The sequence below is a fragment of the Nocardia sp. NPDC050799 genome (assembly GCF_040654015.1).
Lineage (GTDB): Bacteria > Actinomycetota > Actinomycetes > Mycobacteriales > Mycobacteriaceae > Nocardia.
This window is the reverse complement of record NZ_JBFAHF010000044.1, coordinates 12,242-28,905: the sequence shown is the minus strand read 5'-3', so window position 1 is coordinate 28,905 and position 16,664 is coordinate 12,242. Positions and strand designations below refer to the sequence as shown.

18 protein-coding genes and 2 pseudogenes are annotated in these 16,664 nt (G+C 67.8%); 13 read left to right on the top strand and 7 right to left on the bottom strand.

Annotated elements, in window-relative coordinates; genetic code table 11:
- Positions 1 to 24 precede the first annotated feature (24 nt).
- On the bottom strand, positions 25 to 1,401 hold the full coding sequence (gene egtA, locus AB0H42_RS31290; protein ID WP_357062600.1) for an ergothioneine biosynthesis glutamate--cysteine ligase EgtA: 1,377 nt from the start codon (positions 1,399 to 1,401) through the stop codon (positions 25 to 27).
- 214 nt (positions 1,402 to 1,615) lie between these two features.
- On the opposite strand from egtA, the gene AB0H42_RS31285 reads away from it, so the two are divergent.
- The 3 genes from AB0H42_RS31285 to AB0H42_RS31275 all read left to right on the top strand — a co-directional run bounded on the left by AB0H42_RS31285 (position 1,616) and on the right by AB0H42_RS31275 (position 5,187).
- Positions 1,616 to 2,788 carry an aminotransferase class V-fold PLP-dependent enzyme gene (locus AB0H42_RS31285; RefSeq protein WP_357062598.1) on the top strand — a complete coding sequence of 391 codons (1,173 nt, stop codon included), beginning with the start codon at positions 1,616 to 1,618 and terminating at the stop codon, positions 2,786 to 2,788.
- 40 nt (positions 2,789 to 2,828) lie between these two features.
- The gene (locus AB0H42_RS31280) at positions 2,829 to 3,482 is read left to right on the top strand and encodes a Uma2 family endonuclease (protein WP_357062596.1); all 654 of its coding nucleotides are present in this window, start codon (positions 2,829 to 2,831) and stop codon (positions 3,480 to 3,482) included.
- A 295-nt stretch (positions 3,483 to 3,777) separates the two neighbouring features.
- Positions 3,778 to 5,187: a plasmid pRiA4b ORF-3 family protein gene (locus tag AB0H42_RS31275; protein ID WP_357062595.1), complete on the top strand. Its 1,410-nt coding sequence runs from the start codon at positions 3,778 to 3,780 to the stop codon at positions 5,185 to 5,187.
- 259 nt (positions 5,188 to 5,446) lie between these two features.
- Here AB0H42_RS31275 and AB0H42_RS31270 read toward each other — a convergent pair.
- The 4 genes and pseudogenes from AB0H42_RS31270 to AB0H42_RS31255 all read right to left on the bottom strand — a co-directional run.
- Positions 5,447 to 5,577 (bottom strand): annotated as a pseudogene (locus AB0H42_RS31270) (ATP-binding protein); the annotation flags it as partial.
- Between the two features lie 20 nt (positions 5,578 to 5,597).
- Positions 5,598 to 6,347, bottom strand: coding sequence for a hypothetical protein (locus AB0H42_RS31265; protein ID WP_357062594.1), 750 nt, complete (start codon positions 6,345 to 6,347; stop codon positions 5,598 to 5,600).
- A gap of 323 nt (positions 6,348 to 6,670) precedes the next feature.
- A complete protein-coding gene (locus tag AB0H42_RS31260; RefSeq protein ID WP_357062592.1) occupies positions 6,671 to 7,072 on the bottom strand; it encodes a hypothetical protein in 402 nt (133 codons plus the stop codon).
- Entirely contained in the window at positions 7,069 to 7,671 is a 603-nt protein-coding gene (locus AB0H42_RS31255) for a hypothetical protein (protein WP_357062590.1), read from the bottom strand. Before AB0H42_RS31255 ends, AB0H42_RS31260 begins: the two co-directional genes overlap by 4 nt.
- Before the next feature lie 32 nt (positions 7,672 to 7,703).
- On the opposite strand from AB0H42_RS31255, the gene AB0H42_RS31250 reads away from it, so the two are divergent.
- The 8 genes and pseudogenes from AB0H42_RS31250 (at position 7,704) to AB0H42_RS31215 (ending at position 12,407) form a co-directional block, all read left to right on the top strand.
- Positions 7,704 to 8,294 carry a Scr1 family TA system antitoxin-like transcriptional regulator gene (locus AB0H42_RS31250; RefSeq protein WP_357062589.1) on the top strand — a complete coding sequence of 197 codons (591 nt, stop codon included), beginning with the start codon at positions 7,704 to 7,706 and terminating at the stop codon, positions 8,292 to 8,294.
- Complete coding sequence (locus tag AB0H42_RS31245; RefSeq protein ID WP_357062587.1) at positions 8,219 to 8,590, top strand: DUF5753 domain-containing protein; 372 nt, start codon at positions 8,219 to 8,221, stop codon at positions 8,588 to 8,590. Before AB0H42_RS31250 ends, AB0H42_RS31245 begins: the two co-directional genes overlap by 76 nt.
- A gap of 6 nt (positions 8,591 to 8,596) precedes the next feature.
- A complete protein-coding gene (locus AB0H42_RS31240) occupies positions 8,597 to 8,791 on the top strand; it encodes a DUF397 domain-containing protein (RefSeq protein ID WP_357062636.1) in 195 nt (64 codons plus the stop codon).
- 537 nt (positions 8,792 to 9,328) lie between these two features.
- Positions 9,329 to 9,880, top strand: coding sequence for a DUF3558 domain-containing protein (locus tag AB0H42_RS31235; protein WP_357062585.1), 552 nt, complete (start codon positions 9,329 to 9,331; stop codon positions 9,878 to 9,880).
- A 29-nt stretch (positions 9,881 to 9,909) separates the two neighbouring features.
- Positions 9,910 to 10,293, top strand: a complete 384-nt coding sequence (locus tag AB0H42_RS31230) for a hypothetical protein (protein ID WP_357062583.1) — start codon at positions 9,910 to 9,912, stop codon at positions 10,291 to 10,293.
- A complete protein-coding gene (locus tag AB0H42_RS31225; RefSeq protein ID WP_357062581.1) occupies positions 10,293 to 11,645 on the top strand; it encodes a hypothetical protein in 1,353 nt (450 codons plus the stop codon). The genes AB0H42_RS31230 and AB0H42_RS31225 overlap by 1 nt, the downstream gene beginning before the upstream one ends.
- A gap of 53 nt (positions 11,646 to 11,698) precedes the next feature.
- Positions 11,699 to 11,980 (top strand): annotated as a pseudogene (locus AB0H42_RS31220) (ESX secretion-associated protein EspG); the annotation flags it as partial.
- Positions 11,981 to 12,041: 61 nt separating this feature from the next.
- Positions 12,042 to 12,407 (top strand): ESX secretion-associated protein EspG, encoded by a 366-nt coding sequence (locus AB0H42_RS31215; RefSeq protein WP_357062635.1) that lies wholly within the window; start codon positions 12,042 to 12,044, stop codon positions 12,405 to 12,407.
- A gap of 150 nt (positions 12,408 to 12,557) precedes the next feature.
- Here the strand turns inward: AB0H42_RS31215 and AB0H42_RS31210 are convergent, their stop codons facing one another.
- Both AB0H42_RS31210 and AB0H42_RS31205 read right to left on the bottom strand, forming a co-directional pair.
- A complete protein-coding gene (locus AB0H42_RS31210) occupies positions 12,558 to 13,361 on the bottom strand; it encodes a hypothetical protein (RefSeq protein WP_357062579.1) in 804 nt (267 codons plus the stop codon).
- A gap of 112 nt (positions 13,362 to 13,473) precedes the next feature.
- Positions 13,474 to 14,013: a lipoprotein LpqH gene (locus tag AB0H42_RS31205; protein WP_357062578.1), complete on the bottom strand. Its 540-nt coding sequence runs from the start codon at positions 14,011 to 14,013 to the stop codon at positions 13,474 to 13,476.
- Between the two features lie 147 nt (positions 14,014 to 14,160).
- On the opposite strand from AB0H42_RS31205, the gene AB0H42_RS31200 reads away from it, so the two are divergent.
- Positions 14,161 to 15,516 (top strand): hypothetical protein, encoded by a 1,356-nt coding sequence (locus tag AB0H42_RS31200; protein ID WP_357062634.1) that lies wholly within the window; start codon positions 14,161 to 14,163, stop codon positions 15,514 to 15,516.
- Positions 15,516 to 16,664: a hypothetical protein gene (locus AB0H42_RS31195; RefSeq protein WP_357062577.1), complete on the top strand. Its 1,149-nt coding sequence runs from the start codon at positions 15,516 to 15,518 to the stop codon at positions 16,662 to 16,664. The genes AB0H42_RS31200 and AB0H42_RS31195 overlap by 1 nt, the downstream gene beginning before the upstream one ends.

Sequence of the window (16,664 nt, the reverse complement as noted above, 5' to 3'; positions counted from 1 at the left end):
GCTCGGCGTTCGGCTGGGTGAGGGTCACGATGCTGCTCCGCTCGTCGACGGGGGATCGGTGGGGCGCGCCGGTGCACCACGGCCGGACTCGTCCTGTGGTGGCCGCCCGGCGGCGCATCGGCGGATCGCGGCGTACAGCCGGGGCTCCGGCCGGGTGCTGTGGGCGGCGGCGGCCTCCAGGACGGCGACGGCCGCGGCCCGCAGTTCCGGCTCGGCGAGGCCGTGCCGGGCGGCGTCGTGCCAGCGTCCGGCCGTGGCGCCCGCCGCGGCCGTCGCGTCCGTGACCGCGGCCGGGCCGGAAAGCAGGGCGTCGACGACGGTGATCGGGACCGTCCAGCCGTCGCCGGGCTGCGCGTCGAGATAGCGGACCTCGAAGTATCCGGCGGGCCGGACCGGCGGAAACAGCGTGGTCAGGTGGTATTCGAGGTCGCCGATATCGGGGCGGCGGCCGATCACCTCGTCCAAGGCGCCGGACAACCAGTCGGCGAAGCTCACGTCCGGCGGCGCTGCCCAGGCGACCCGTTCGGCCGACTCGGACCGGCGGACACACAGCAGCGGGGCGTCCAGCGCCCAGCGGGCATAGCCGGTGACCGGATCGGGCCAGTCGGCGACCGGCGGGCAGGCGCGGGCCGGATCCAGGTGCAGCCAGGTGCGCATGCGCTGGGAGGCCCACTCGCCGGTGGGTGCCCCGCGCAGTACCGGCGAGCACGCGAAAGCGGCGATGAGGGCGGGACCGACGGCGTGCAGGGCGGTCCAGCGGGCGGTGAGGTCGGCGTGGTCGGCGCCGATATCGACGCTGACCTGGGCGGCCGCCGTATTGCTCATCATCAGCCGCCCGTAGGGGCCGATGCGGGTGAAATAGTGCTCCATCGCCTGGTACCGCGGTAGCCCCAGCTGACAGCGTGGGGTGCGGGCCGGATCGGCGGCGGCGGCGACCATCCGGATGGACCGGGTGCCGAGGAGTTCGCGTAGCCGCTGCTCGTCGGCGCGGAGCCGGGCACAGAGATCGGCGGCGTCGGGGACGGCGATGCTGGAGAGTTCGATCTGCCCGCCGGGTTCGACGGTGACCCGGCTGCCGCCGGGTAGCGGGCGGACGGGGGAATCGGGCGCGATGGCGCGGGGTGCGTAGGGGCCCAGAGCCTGGGCCAGCAATTCGGTCGTGGGACGGGGCCCGGTCAACAGATGGTGGGTCTCGTCCGGCTCCGGCCGTCGTGCGCCGCGGCGTGCCGTACGACCGGTACGGCAGACGGTGAACCATTCGAGTTCGGCGCCGATGAGCCCGGGTGGGCCCACTTTGAAACAGACGCCCCCGAGAAAGGCCTCGGCCGCCGCGCGGCTGGACAGGGCCGGATGTGCTGATAGGTCGCTGGTCGATTCCGGATGTTCGAGCGTGACCGCCATACCAACCTCCGTGCGGCTTCTCGCTGGTTCGTATCTCGTGTTCGGTGCGGGCGCTGCCCGAGCAGGTGTTCGATTGTCGGTTCGTCTTCGATCGACGGCGGGGCACCGGTCGGACCGGAGGGCCGGTCGGGCCTCGCGTGGAATCCAGAGTAGCGACGGGGGCGGACACGTTTGCGCCGCGAAGGGGTCACAGATCCGGCATAGGCTCGGGTGCATGGTCGATGAGCAGCGAGTACGTGACGATACGCCCGGGGTCGGGGCCGGATCGGTTTTCCTGGACAGCGCGGGGTCCTCGCTACCGCCGCGGGTGGTCACCGAGACGGTGATCGCTCATCTGCGGCGTGAGGCCGAGATCGGCGGGTACCGGGCCGCGAACGAACGCCTCGCCGATCTCGCCGGGGTCAAGGACGCGATAGCGACCCTGCTGAACACCACCCCCGACACCATCGCCCTCAGCGACAGCGCCACCCGCGGCTGGTCGGACTTCTTCTACGCCGTTCCGCTACATCCCGGCGACCGGATCCTGCTCTCCGGAGCCGACTACGCCAGTAATGCCATCGCCGCTCTGCAACGCGCGCGGGCCACCGGCGCCCGGATGGAACAGATCCCCGGCGACGAGGCGGGCCGGATCGATCTCGACGCACTGGCCGCCATGATGGACGACCGGGTGCGGCTGGTCTCGCTTTTGCATGTGCCCACCAACGGTGGGCTGGTGAACCCGGTGGCCGCCGCGGCGCGGATCGCACGGCAGGCGGGCGCGTTCGTCCTGCTCGATGCCTGCCAGTCCGCCGGGCAACTGCCGCTGGATGTCGCCGAACTGGGGGTGGACGCGCTGTCGGCCACCGGACGCAAATGGCTGCGCGGACCCCGGGGCACCGGGTTCCTCTACCTGCGGCCCGAGTTGGCGGCCGCGCTGGAACCGGGCCGGCTCGATCTGCACAGCGCCCGGTGGACCGGTCCGCAGGAGTATGAAATGGCTCCGGACGCGTCTCGGTTCGAGTTCTGGGAGCACGATGTCGCGGCCCGGCTCGGGCTCGGTGCGGCGGTGCGCTACCTGCTCGAACTCGGTCCGGAGGAGGTGTACGCGGCCGTCGCCGAACGCGCCGAGTACCTGCGCGGTGCGCTCGGTGATCTGCCCGGGGTGACGGTCCGTGATCTGGGGGTGGAACACAGCGGCATCGTCTCGTTCACGGTGGCCGGAACGGCGCCGGTGGAAGTCCGGGATCGACTGCTGGGCAAAGACATCACAGTAACGGTCAGCCATCGCGGATCCACGCTGCTCGATATGTCCGCGCGGGGACTGGATTCGGTGGTGCGGGCGTCCCCGCACTGTTTCGTCAGCCAGGACGAACTCGACCGGTTCGTCGCGGCAGTGGCCGTCTTGTGATCGCGGCATCCGGCATTCGGCACCGGGTAGCATGAGCAACATGTCCATGCCGGAGATCGAACGGCCTGACCTGCCCGAATACCTCACCTGGGAGGAACTGGAACGCCTCCCGGAAGAGATTGCCGCCCAGATCGAACTCTGGGAGGGTCGAGTGGTGTGGGTTCGGCGTGGACCGGCCGAGCATCAGGAGTACACAAATCTGTTGTGGGCCGCTCTCCGCCGCTGCGCTCGCGCCACCATGACACAGCGACCGGAACGCTGCTGGCGGGTTTCCACCGAAACGAATATCTTCCTGGGCCCCGCCGGCAAATCGGACTTCGTCACCCCCGACTTCCTGATATATCGCTGTCTAACGGAAGAGTTTCAGGACATTCGTGCGAAAGATGTCCTGATGGCCGGTGAAGTGCTGTCTCCCTCGAATACGCAAACCGATATCGAAGCGAAGAAGGCCCGCTACGCTACCAACGGCATCCCCTGGTACTGGGAGGTCCATTTGGCGCGTAGCCCGCGTCGCATCGCCACCGTCCGTGCTTTTGTACTCGAAACCGCGCCGGGACAGATACATGACGGTATACGGCCACTGCACCGAGCCAATTACCTCCTCGCCGAGGAATGGGCGCCTACGAATACCGCGGCGATCGAGACAGATCACCCATTCCCCGTTCATATTCCCTGGGCCGAACTGGAATTCTGACCCGGCGGATGTGGTGGTTACAGTCGGCCCACCCGACGAACTTCTCCACCAACTCCAGGGCCGCCTCAACGCCACCGCGAGATGATCTTCCCGCGTGCGCGGGCGCGCCGTGGCCAACTGTCGTCGGCGATCACGCGGGATCCGTAGTTGGCGGACCGGATGGCGGTATGCGAGAGTCTGCGGTGTGAGCACCCGTCGGCGTGGCCAGCACTCAACCTTGGTCCCTGTCACCGACCCGCCGCCAGCACCCGTCGAGTTGGACCCCCATGCCGCGACCGAGGCGCTACTCGATGGTTTGAACGATTTGTCCGATGCCTTCGACGCCGAAATCGCCGGTGCCGCATTGCTGTCCGGTATCGCCGTTATGGTTGGTGACGGAGCCGAGGACGCGCTGCGGGAACATCTTGTGCCCGGTATCGAAAGCGTCGGCACGGTCGACGCCGCCGGGATGCTGGCGGTGATCGCTACCTTGGCCGAACCGGGGGTGGCCGATATCGCCGCCGCCGGTATGGACCGGCTCCGTGGCGCCGGGATCACCGGACCGGCGTGGGTCGGCGAGTTGTGCCTGCCGTCCACTGTCTGCGAGTGCCGGGCACTGCGTGACCGGGCCGGTGACACATTCGTCCTGGCCGCTCGTTTCGATCGAGTGGGGACATCGGTCGGCGTGCTCGTGTTGATCGAACCGGACCACTGCGGTGCGGCCGCCGAAATCGCGTTCACGGACGCGTTCTCGCTGTCCGAGGCATTGGTTGAGGTCGCCGCAATGGCCAGGGCCGATGGTATCGACCTGGTCGAGTACGCGCTGGACGCGGCGGAGTTCAGGTGGGAGGCGGAGGTCGCCCTGGATGCGCGCGATGTGCACGAACGCGACGATCGGGAGCTAGCGGGTCCGGACGAGCTGCCGGCCGATCCGGACGACGGTTCCGGGCCGCTTCCGTACCGGCTCGCCGCACCGATCCTGCGTGCTCGCCTCCGAGCACTGCCACAGCTGGACAAACCGAAACCGCCGCACGCCGAGCGTTCACCGGACGATGTCCTGACAGTATTGTCGGAGTTGGCGGCAGCGGACCGTGGGGCCGGGTTCGATTTTCTGCCGTCCCGCCGCAGGCCCCGGCCTGCCAAGTTGCCGCCCAAACGCAAAACCCGGAACGGTCGCGCACCCATCCTGCGATTGCGAGTGGACTTGCGCGGCGCCCGCCCGCCGATCTGGCGTCGGCTGGAAGTGCCCGGTGACATCACGTTGCGTGCCTTGCACAACGTCATTCAGGTCGCATTCGGATGGCAGGACAGCCATCTGTACATGTTCGAGACCGACTACGGAACCTTCGGGCGACCGGATCCCGAGCTCGGTACCCGGTCCGACAAGAAGGTGACACTCGAACAGGTGGCGTATGTTCCCGGCGACAGGGTCACCTACCTCTACGACTTCGGCGACAACTGGCAGCACACCATCGCGGTGGAGAAGTCTCTGCCTGCCGACGCATCGGTCACCTACCCTCGGTGCACCGGAGGCCGCCGAGCCGCACCACCGGAGGACTGTGGGGGTATGGGCGGCTACGAATACTCCCTCGAGGTTCTCGCCGACCCGAACCACGAAGATCACCAGGACCAACTGGAGTGGCTGGGACTCGACAGCCCCGATGACTTCGATCCCGTCGCCTTCGACAAGGACACCGTCAATGTAGCGCTCGCCCAGCTGCGCTGACCCATACGGGTGCGGGTCGCCTGTCGAGTGGTAGCGGTGGCGCTGATCGTGTGTGCTCAGGATGCCCGTGGCCACTGGAAACGAATCGCCGTGTTCGCCCGCCCGGCTTCGGTCGTGAAAAAGGGAGTCAGCTGATCGCGAATGTGGGCATCGGTTGGACCGGTTGCAGCCAGTTTCTGATCGCGAAATTCGGCACCACCCGACCGGTGTGTCGGTCGGGTGGTGCCGGTGGGTTGTGGTGGTTCAGCTTTGGGCGGCTCGTGTGCGCGAGCCGGTATGAGTCGGTGCCGGTTCGAGGATGTGGCCGCCGAAGGTGAGGCGGTCGACGATGGCGGCGCAGAGCCGGGGGTCGGTGAAGGTTTTGGTCCAGCCGGAGTAGCTGTCGTTAGAGGTTGATGTCTATCGACAGGTCAGAAATCGGGGCTGGTCCGTAGCCCGGCCAGGGCGGCGGGCGCATGATCGGGATCGAACGACCAACCTGGCATCCCACCCCATGAAATGGAAAGCCGCAGGTAGTCGACCAGCGAAATGTCCGGCCGTCCGTCTACTCCCCAGATGACGGGATCGGCGACACGCTCAGTCAACGTGATTTGATGGGTGGCTCCGCTGATGTTTGCCTTGTGGAGCTCGTCGGGTGCGAAGTCGAAGTCGAATCCGTCCAAGATGAGCGCGGGATCCTCCTCCCGTTGCTCGCGGTACTCATCCCAGGCCCATTTCAGGCACATAACCGGCCGGATGACCAGCGGATCGGGGGTCTTGTCGGCACCGGCTCCGGGGGAACCACAGTTCTGCCCCGGAGCCGGAGAGTCCTCATACCACAGGTCCAACGCCGGACAGTCACCCATGAACGAGACCGCACCGACGTATCGGAGGCAGGCGTCGAGGGCTATCGGAAGTGTGCCGATTTCGCCAGCGAGCAGGTCGAGCTCCGCGTGATCCCCAGAGGTGGGTGGCTCCAGAAGGGGGCCGTCCGAAACCAGCCCGAGATCGGTTAGTTGCTCAGCAAGACGTGAAACGTGTCTCGCGACCCGTTGCATAGTCTCCCTCTCGACAGCCGTGCAGTCTTCGAACAGGCCGTTAGGAATCGAGCCGAGGCCTCGAAGATCTTCCCATACGCCCTCGTAGTCGCCACCGACGTATCGCTGCACATAAGAAACCACGCGGATAGCGTGCCCAACTCCGGTCACGGACCGTAGTCCCACCGGCGAGAACCAACGCCGAGCACCGCACTCACCTCCGTCATCTCCGGCGAAAGGGCAGGTCAGACACGGCACAGAACAACGGTGGTGTCCAAATTCGCGATCACAAACATCCCCTCCCGCAGACGGTGCCGAGATTCGCGACCAACCGGCGCCGAGATTCGCGATCGGAACCAGCCCGCCGGTCCACAGCGATGCGGGAGTATGCCGCGGCGGCGGTTATGGGACCGGTCCCACACTGTTTCGCCGGCCCCGGCGAACTCGACCGGTTCATCGGGGCCGTCTCAGCGTTGTAGCAGATAACGGCCGAGAAGTGAGCGCAGCCGAGCGAGGAACTCGTGTGTCCGGGGCAGCACGGGGGTATCCACGATTACCGGTGTGATGGTGCGCAAGGCGTGCAGCTGTCTGCCGGGTAGGTGCGTCGTCGCCGCGACGATCACCATGTCGGCGCCGGTCCGGTCCAGCATGACGCAGAGTGTCGTGAGATGGTCCGGATTGGAATCGGCCGGGAGTTCGACCAGCCAGCGGAGGCGGTAGCCGTGGGCGATGGCGGCCAACCGCAGTCGCGCGGTGACGAATCCGCGATCCCCGCACAAATCGGTGCGCAGGTAACCGATGGCTGTCGGCTGCCCGCCGGTTGCAGGAATGAAATCGTTCGCGTCCCCGCCGGGTTCGTGATCGGTCACCGATAGATCTCGGCGGTCGCCGGTATCCATCGGTCCACATCGCCGTGGCGGTACCACCCGTAAGGGTGGACGACCATCAGCCCGCAGCATTCGAGCACCACCGGCGCGCGATACCCGATATGTTCCACGGTCGGTGTCACAATCACGCCGCCACCGAGCAATTCCAATTTTCGTAATGTCCATGGCAGCACATCCACTCCGGATTCCACCACCACCCGAGCGACGGCGCATCCGTGTGCGCGAGCGGAATCGCGGCATTCGGCTTCGAGATCCTCTTGCTTTGTGCCACAAAGCCTTTTGCTCAGGTATACGATCGCGATGGGCATGGCTCCGCCCTTCCTCCAGAGGCGATGGGGTGCAGCCCGGCGCAGGGTTCGATTGGGAGTAGCGGCCGCGATCGGACCATCGGTGACACCACACTCCAGGTGGTGGAACCGATGTTTCCCAATGGGTTTCGGGGGATTTCCTGCGCCGGGCGCGAAATCAGTAGACCGGAACGGCACGTTATGTGGAACCGCCTCGGTGGAGATTCTTGCCCGATCGGCCCGGCATTCGTGCCGGGCCACTTCCGGCATTGTGTTCCGGCCGGATTGTTCCACAGCGGAATTCGATAATTAGGAAAGGTAATAAAATGGCGGGTGGATCCACACTCCCGAAACGAGCACTCGGCCGCGAACTGCGCCGGCTGCGGGAACGCAGCGGCACCAACCAGGCGGCGGCGGCCCGCGCGATCGAAGTGAGTCCCCAGACGATCGGCCGCATGGAAGACGGGCATGCGTCGCGGCCCACGACGTTGCAGATCAACGGTCTGTGCGACCGGTACGGCGCCTCGGACGAGGAACGCCGGTTCCTGCTGGACCTGCTGGAGGATTCACGGACGGCGAAACAGAGCGGGGGTGGGTGGTGGCGGGCCTACGCCGACGAGATCCCCCGGGACTTCAACCACTATCTCGGACTGGAGGAGGCCGCCTGTCGCATGACCAGCTGGCAGGTAACACTCGTGCCCGGTTTGCTGCAAACGACGGAATATCGCCGCGCGATCATCTGGGCAGCCTATCCGGACTGGCCGACCGCGGATGTGGAGCAGCGGCTAGAGCTTGCGGCGCATAGGCGGAGAAGTTCGGGGACAGTACCTTCCGGCTGGACGTGCTGCTCTCCGAAGCCGCACTGCGGCATCATGTCGGCGGCCCAGGTGTCATGGCAGACCAACTACTGCAGCTGATCGAAGCGAGTGCCTGGCCGAATGTGTCCCTGCGTGTCGTGCCGTTCGATGCGCGAAGCGCAATCGGGCTGGTTGTCCGTTCCTTCGTATTCCTCGAGTTCCCGGTGCCGTCGAACACCCGGATCGCGGAGCCACCCATCGCCTATGTCGAGGGTTACACCGGAGACCTCCATCTCGAGCGCGCAGGCGAAATCTCGCAGTACACGGAAGCAATACGGCGTATCACCCGCGTAGCTTTGGACGAGCAGGAGACCAGGGATCTGGTCGCGCGTATCGCGAAGGACTACCAGCGGTGACCGGCAATCCAGCAGGCACCTGATGGTTCAAGGGCCCGCGCAGACTCGGACCGAGAAGGTGTCGAGGCTCCTCATCTTGCGAGAGGTGCGGTCGGAGTTCGCCACGGTAAGAATCGATCCGGTTCCATCCTCGTATACGGCCCAGAGGTTTGGGACGCGTTCCTGAATGCCGCGCAGCGAGGTATGCCCGTTCGTCCATGACATGCGTGGTCTCGGCTGCCGTTCAGCGGCCGGGACCACGATCGCAGCAAGTCCCATGAACCGCGGGTCTTGCGATGGAGTTCGGGGATGATGATCTATCAACTGGCGCTGAGTGTTCGAGCGCTCGTACAGTGGTCCGGCCCGGGGTTGCGTCGAGGTCGCTCGTCCTAGTGAGGTGCTGCCAGAGCCCGGGATTGCAAACTCCGAACGGGTCGGCGCTGTTTGCGACGCCGAGACGTCGGATGAGTTCCCGACCTCGGTACGGATCGACCGATCGTGACCCATCCGGGGCTCTTCGCTGGCCGAAGGGCTCAGATGCACAGTGGGGTATTCCGATTGACAGTGCAGCGGTCATTGCAGCGGCCGAGCTCACGGGCGTGCCGATACGGCTGGTTCTCGGACGGGAGAGCCTGTTGAGCTTCTGATCGCGGTGTGGCGAGACCGGGTGATGTCCGGAATCCGGCGGAACCTCGGAGGCTGGGCGTGCGTCCTATAGTGATGGCGGGGTAACCCACCGCGCCGACACAGGGGAGATCCATGCGAACCGCCGACTATGTCCGCGCCACGCTCGCCACAGCGGCCGCAGCAGCCTTGGTCACCGGGTGCACATCGAACACCGGGGGATCCGCGACCGGGACAGCGGCACCGACGACCACGGGACCAATCGCGATCTTCAATCCCTGTACCGAACTGCCGGACCAGCTTTTGACCGAAATCGGATTGGATGCCTCCACGGAGCGGGTGGTGACCGATGCGCCGGAAGGGGCCACCAGTTGGCGAGTGTGTGCCTGGCGGCAACCCGACGCATTGATCCGGGTCACCGTCATGTCGACATCGCACACCCTGGACGACACGCGCGCCAACGACAACCTGATCGACAAGGTCGATACCACAGTCGGCCCCCGGGCTGCACTTCAGTCCAAGGATAGGGACGAAATTCCCGGCAAGTCGTGCTACACCTCCTTCGACGCCGAGCAGGGCATGTTCGAGATCAAAGCGTCCTGGTTCGAAGAAGACGGCTGGACCAGGGATATCTGCCAGATCTCCGCCGAATACGCTGCGGCCTTCGAACCGCATCTACCGAAATAACAGCCCGGCCGACCAGGAAGACCCGGCACATGAGCGACCAACTGGCACAATGGCAGAGCCTGAAGCAGCAAGCGATCGACGGCACGATGAGTATCGAATACGAGCTCGGATCGGACCTGTGCCGCGAATGCGAGACTCTCCTGACAGCCTTGCGGGACTACCGCGATGACGCGAGGAGCCTCGGACGCTTGGCGGGCTACGGTGGGCTGCCGTCCGCGCTGGATATGCAGAAGAAGTTCGAGCTCAAGGCCGTCGGCGGTGAGAACGGCGATTCTTCGGTGGCGCGACTCGACGGGCTGATCGCGATCGCCGAAACCATGCGCGACACTTACGCTGCGATGATCGGTGAACTCCGGGAGACCGACCAGCAGAACTCCTCCCAGACCGCCGCTGCCGGGGAGGGACTCCGCTGATGCCCGCGCCTTTGCTGGTCGCTGCCGCAGTCGTCGCCGCTGTCGCCACCGTCGATTCCGCGGTCGATCAAGTCACCGGCAACTACGACGAATCCGACGGCAACCGCACTCGCGCTTCCGATGCCGCCGGCGTCGGCGAGCAGGAGTGGAGCGGCGACCGGACCCATATCAACAACGAACTGGCCCGGGCCAGCGAGGGTTTCGACGGCGAGTACGCCCCGGCCACGGCGACCAAGGAAGCGTTCAAAACCTGGACACATCAGCAGATCTGGGAAGCACTCAACGGCAACTCCGAGCATCCGGCCGTGGCATCCGCCGATATCAATGCCGGTGCGGATGGCTGGCGGCGGCTCACCGGGGATCTTTCCGTCGCGCTCGACACCTTCGGTAAGAATGTCGACACGGCGATCACCGAGAAATGGGGCGGTCAGTCCGCGAACGCGGCGGTCGAGGGCACCCGCACGTTCACGACCGAGGCTCAGAAGCTGGTCAAGAGTTTCGAGATGGTCGCCAACGGTATCGACCTCATGCAGGGCTACCTGGCCCAGGCGAAGATGTCGATCGTGCCGCCGGTCGAGGTGTCCGGGTTCGACGAGTTCGTCGGCCATATTCCCGGCAACGGTGTCGTCAAGGCCGCCAAACATCGCGCCAACGAGGCGCAGGCGCAGGCGCAGGATCTGATGATCGAGTTCTACCAGCCCGGAGTCACGGCCGTCGACACCAAGACCCCGGTGCTGCCCGTGACGAAAAGCCCGGTGGGTGCGGGTCCCGGAGCGCAGCAGCCGGTGGGGCCCGGCGGCACTCAGAACCCCGCCGGTACCAACCCGAGTAGCGCCAACCCGACCGGGACGAACCCGGCCGGCACGAACCCGGAGGATGCGGCCACTCCCGGCCAGGAGACACCGCAGGATTCGGCGACCGACCCCGCCGGCACCGAAACTCCGGCGTCGACCACCCCGTCGACAACCACGACACCGGCGACCACTGTGCCGCTCGAGGAACAGGTGGGTCGCCCGAACACCACCACCCCCGGTTCGCCGAGTACCACCACCGGCGCACCGATGGTCGCCGCTCCGGGTGGCCAACAGCCTGCGGGCGCCCCGGGCCGCACCGTCGGCGGAGCCCCCGGTAGCCCGAATCAGACTGCCGGGCCCGCGACCCGTTCCGGTAGCCCGGCCGCGACCCGTGGAATGTCCGGGATGCCCGGCGCGATGGGCGCCGGTGGCCAACGCGGTCGCGGGGAGGACGACGACGAACACAAGACACCCGACTATCTCGTCCAGGACCGCGCCACCGAACTGCTCGGCGAACAGCCACGGGTGCTTCCGCCGGGCGGGGTCATCGGCGCGTGAACGGTTCTCGCTGGCAGTTGGACGGTTACGATTTCACGCTGGCCCTCGAGGCCATGGGACGCGACCGGTTACCGTATCCGCTGGAATACCAGCCGCACCGGATGGCGCACGACGACGATTTCCGGCGTTACCGGCAGCAGTGCGCACGCCGGCTGCAGCCGGTGTTCGACGAGCGGCTCTACCGGGCGCTCACCGTGCTGCTGGAACCGGAAATCCGCGTGGAGGTCTACGGGGTCCATGGCCCCCAGCAGCACACCGCGGTACGGATGCACGCCGGCGTCATCGGCCGAGTCGCTGTGCTGGCCACGCAGTCACCCGGACCGGTCCGGATTTCCGGCGGCGATATCGTCCTCACCCAGCTTCGCACCGACCAGCTGGCTGCCCAGCTGGTAGCGCCTGCCACAGGTCGCGACCGGCCGCCATCAACCCATCCGCGCCCGACGCAGCGACCTGAACGCACCGGTGTACTCCCGGCACCCGACGCGCCTGTCCCCGGAGGAGGATTTGCAGCGGTTCGTCCGCCGCCCCCGCACCGGCACCGGCGAGATCACCGTCTATCCGGGCTACACCGTCGACACGCGACCCACCGGCGACGGGTACGCCTTCCTCTGGCTCGACTATCCGGACGACGGCCGCTACCTGCTGCACAACCACAACACCGACGATTTCACCCTCACCCCCGGCCCACCCGACGAAATCCTGCACCAACTCCGCAGCCGCCTGGAAGCTGCCCACCGAGTCCGGACCCGCACCCATCAGTGACGAACGGGACTGCGCGAAGGGGCAGTGGTACGGGCTGTCGAGGCTGTCGGGATCACCTGAGTCGAGTCGTCGACTCGACCAGGGTTTTCCGGTCCGCGCACGCAGGTGAGCCCGCTCCCGAGCAGGGAACGGGCGCACCGGTCCGGCGGTTCATGCGTTGACCGGGATCGACAGCACGACCTCCTTCTCGTTCTCGGGCAGATAGTGCGCCGTGACGATCCGGCCCACCTGCACGTTCCCGATCGCGGTCGGTGGCAGAAACTTTTCGGAGCAGGTGGTGAAGGTGCTGCCGTCGGGGCGGGTGACCACCAGCCCCACCGCGACTTTGGAGTATCCGTCGCGGATCTCGCCCGGGACGGTGAGCGACTGGACCACCGCCTGCGCCGCGATACCGCGGGCGGCGATATCCACCTTGGCCCGGGTGGTGAACCCCTTGCGGATCAAGGATTCGTTCATCACCCGCTGCGCCGCGGAGGCGTCACCGGACAGATCCAGTTCGACGATCCCGGGCCGGTCCGGCCGGTAGCGGACGGGCAGCACCACACCGGGGGCCAGCAGCGCGAGTTCGGTGAGGGGGACGACGGTTTTCGCCGTGGCGTCGAAACGTTCGCCCTGCGCGCCCTCGACGCCGAACTCGATTCGGATCTGCGGCTGGTCGTTCAGGGTGACCCCGGTGGGGGCGAACGATCGCACGGTGCCCAGACCCAGCGGGGCGTCGCGGAACTCGCCGGTGTTGCGGCCGGTGAGCGCGGTGACGATGCCCGCGCCGGTGAACGCGAAGACCATGACGACCAGGGTGGACGCGATGATCGGCAGGGCCAGGAATCCGTTGAGCCAGGCCATGGCGGCCGGTTCGTAGACGCTGCCGGGTTCGTAGGTCAGGCCGTGCCAGAGGTAGAAGGTGATCGCGAGAGCTCCGACGGTGAGGGCGGCAGCACGCAGGGTGCGGATCATGGTTTTCTCCGTAAGGGTTGTGGTGGTCCGGATACCTGGCCACCTCGTCGCCCCGGACGTTCGGCCGCGGGGCCGAGGTGCGGGGCGACGGGGAGCCGGATGTCCGGGCCGATCAGCCGCCGACGACGGTCGAGCAGGCGAAGGTGATCTCGAAGGCCGCGGTGGCGGGCCCGGCCAGCGGGTTCGCCATATCGGGGGCGCTGATGCCCTCGCCGGTCACGGTGAAGGTGTCGCCGTCCTTGGTCACCTGGGCGGACCCGCCGGGCTGGCCGTTGCCGTAACCGATCGCGTAGGGCATCCCGGAGGAGCCACCCTGGCTGCCGGCGATGGCCACCGCCTGCACGGTCTTGTCGTCGATGATGCCGGCGCTCACACTCAGCTGCCCGTACTGGGCGTTGTTGTTGTCCGTGAGGGCCAGTGCCAGAGTGTTGCCCTGCTTCGCGCACGTGGTCTCGAAATCGCCCGCCAGCGCCTTTCCGTCGACCAGGGCGGCCGATTCGCCACCGGCGGAGTCCCCCGCGGGGGCCGCGGGCGACGAGGTCGGGGCCGCCGGGGCGGCGGTGGTGCTCGCGTCGTCGCCGCAGGCGGACAGCAGCAGGGTGGCGGAGGCGGCGAGGGCGACGGCGCCGAGGCGGAAGATCGTGGTGCTCATGGTGTGTCCTGTTCTCTCGGTGTTCCGGCCGGTGTGCTGGCCGTTACGAGAAAAGTAGGAATCGCTGCGCGCCTACCGATCCCAACTTTCGGCACCGCCACACCGGCGAAACTCCGATAACCTGGGCACATGCGACGACCGCGGGCCATGGTGCTCGATGAGGTGTGGCGCGGTCTCGAGGGCGTCGAGGCGTTGAGCGGCCCGCAGGGCGGGCCGCTGCGCCGGACCGTGAAATTGATCCTCGACCCGCTGGTCATCCGGCCGGTGCAGTACCCGAGCTGCGGGGGTGCGGTGCTGACGGCCGACGGCGCGACCCTGCTCGCCGCTCGCGTCTACGCGCACGCCGATGCGTTGCGCGCGACCGCGGCCTGGTTCACGCTGCTCAAACAGGTGCGCCGCCGGTTGCGGATCACCGAGGGCACCGCGCAGGATCTCTACTTCCAGCGATGTTTCGAGCTGGCCGCCACCCGGGGCCATCCCGATCCCCACCGGGACCGGGTGCGTGCCGAGGCGGTGCTACGCGAGATCCACGGTTTCGCGGCCGGGCGCACCACCCAGGCGCTGAAGGATCATCTGACCGATCCCGCCCGGGCCGCGCTGCTCGACGGCCTGCTCACCACGGCCTGGGGCCGCCGTCCGCCGCCGCCCGCGGTACCGGTCGAGCACGGCGCACAGCTGCGGCAACTGCTGGACTGTGCGGTCGCCTCCCGCACCGATACCGACACCCGCGCCGGTCGGCGCCTGCTCGACACGTTGACCACCGCGAACGCGGGGACACATACCGGGATCGCGTTGTGGCACGCGGCAACCCGCGCCGCGGCCACCGATCTCGCGCGGTACCGGGCGCACGAACTCGGCCTGACCACCCATTCCGTTCCGCGCCGCCCGGAGGTGGGGGATTCGGCATCCACCGCGACGCTGGGGTTGCCGTTCGATCGCACCGTGCACGAACGGGTTTTCACGGTGCTCCAGGTCTCCACCGAACGCGCCGAACTGCCACCGATCCCGGATCTGGTCACCACGGAGATCGCCCGCAGTTGCGCACCGTGGGCACTGCTCGGCGAATCACTGCGCGTCACCGCGGCCGCCGGGGTCGAGCTGGCACTCGGCCTGGCGCCGATCGCGCCGCCGGACCCGCGCCGCTCCCGGTCGGATACCGGCGCGTCGGCCGCGCATCGGATGGTGAACGGCCGCTGGCAGCGCGAAGCCTATGTGCTGCAGGCCCGGCGGCTGGCCGTCCATCCGCTGCCCGAGGACGGTAACCCGCTCGTCGCCATCGCCGCCGAACTGCGGACCCCGTGGCGTTCGTACCTGCGGCGCCTGTGGGTGCGGTTGCACGGCCGCGATGTCCGCGAGCTGCCGGTCACCGAGCCCGGCGAGCTGTGGGATCTGCTCGACGGGGTGGCCCGCTCGGTGGTGCTCGATCACCGCACCCGCGTCCGGAAAGCCCTCAGCGCGCAAGCGGCGCGGGAACCGGATACGGCCGAACCGAGGGCGGTCTGATGGCCGACAGTGTGCGTATCCAGCGAATCGGGCCGGGGCTGTGGCGTATCGCGCCATCTGGTGCGCCGACGCCGGCCGATGCCGATCCCGGTCTGGACACCGCCGTACTGGAGGTCGGCGGCGGCCACCTGAGCTGGAGTGTATTGGCGGGCCGGCAGGTTCCAGCGGCGATCCTGCACGATCTGGACACCGCGCAGGAATGGTTGTGGGCGCTCTACGGCGCCGAGGTCGCGGTGGCGGCCGACGCGTACACCGAGCCCGTGGAGCTGCCGGCCCGGCCGGAGCGGCCCGAACTGGCGGCCGCGGTGCGCCGGCTCGGTTACGCGCACTGGGCGGCGCGCTGGTGGCCTGCTTCGACGGTGGACGGTATCCCGGCCCTCGACGCGGCCGAACTCGAGCGCGAGATCGCGGAGCTGAGTGAATTCTGCGAGAGCGTCGTCGCCGGTGCCGATGCGGCGGTACCGGCCGAATCCGAGGAGGTCACCGAGGTGGCGGACCGCCTCGGTGCCGAGGATTCCGGCCGCGCCGCCGACTATGCGCTGGCTGCGGGCGGGCAGCGCGATCCACAGGCGGCGCTGGTTCTCGAACGGGGCACCGCGGGCTGGGACTGGCGGTACTGCCCGCCCGGCGTGGTCGATGCCTCCGAACGCGCGGTCTCGTGGGAACTCGTGCGGGTCGCGGGCGTCAATTCGCTGCGGATCCGGGTCGTCGCCGCGCCGGGGCTGCGCGGGGAACCGCCCGAATATCTGCGTCCGCACGTGCTGGTCCGCACCCCGGCGGGCGACCACGGTGCCGCGCTGGTGCTGGCCGGGGACGACTGGACGGCCGCGATCGCCGGAACGGCCGGCACGGTATCGGAGGTGGCGGTCTATGTGCCGGGGGTCGGCCCGGCGGCACCGGCGGGGGCCGGCTCGTCCGAGTCGGCGGTCGGCGCACCCGAACCCGGACCCGGACCGCGCGACCCCGCGCCCCCGGCAGCGGATCGGCGGCAGCGCGAGCGGATCAGGGAACTCGCGCACGTCCGGCTGCGCCGCGCGGTATCCGGGCCCGGTCCGGCGCCCGGTGACGGGCGACCGGCCGGGAGACTCGCCGACATCACACCCTTGCGGGCCGAGATCACGGCCGCCGAGACAGATTCGGATTTCTGA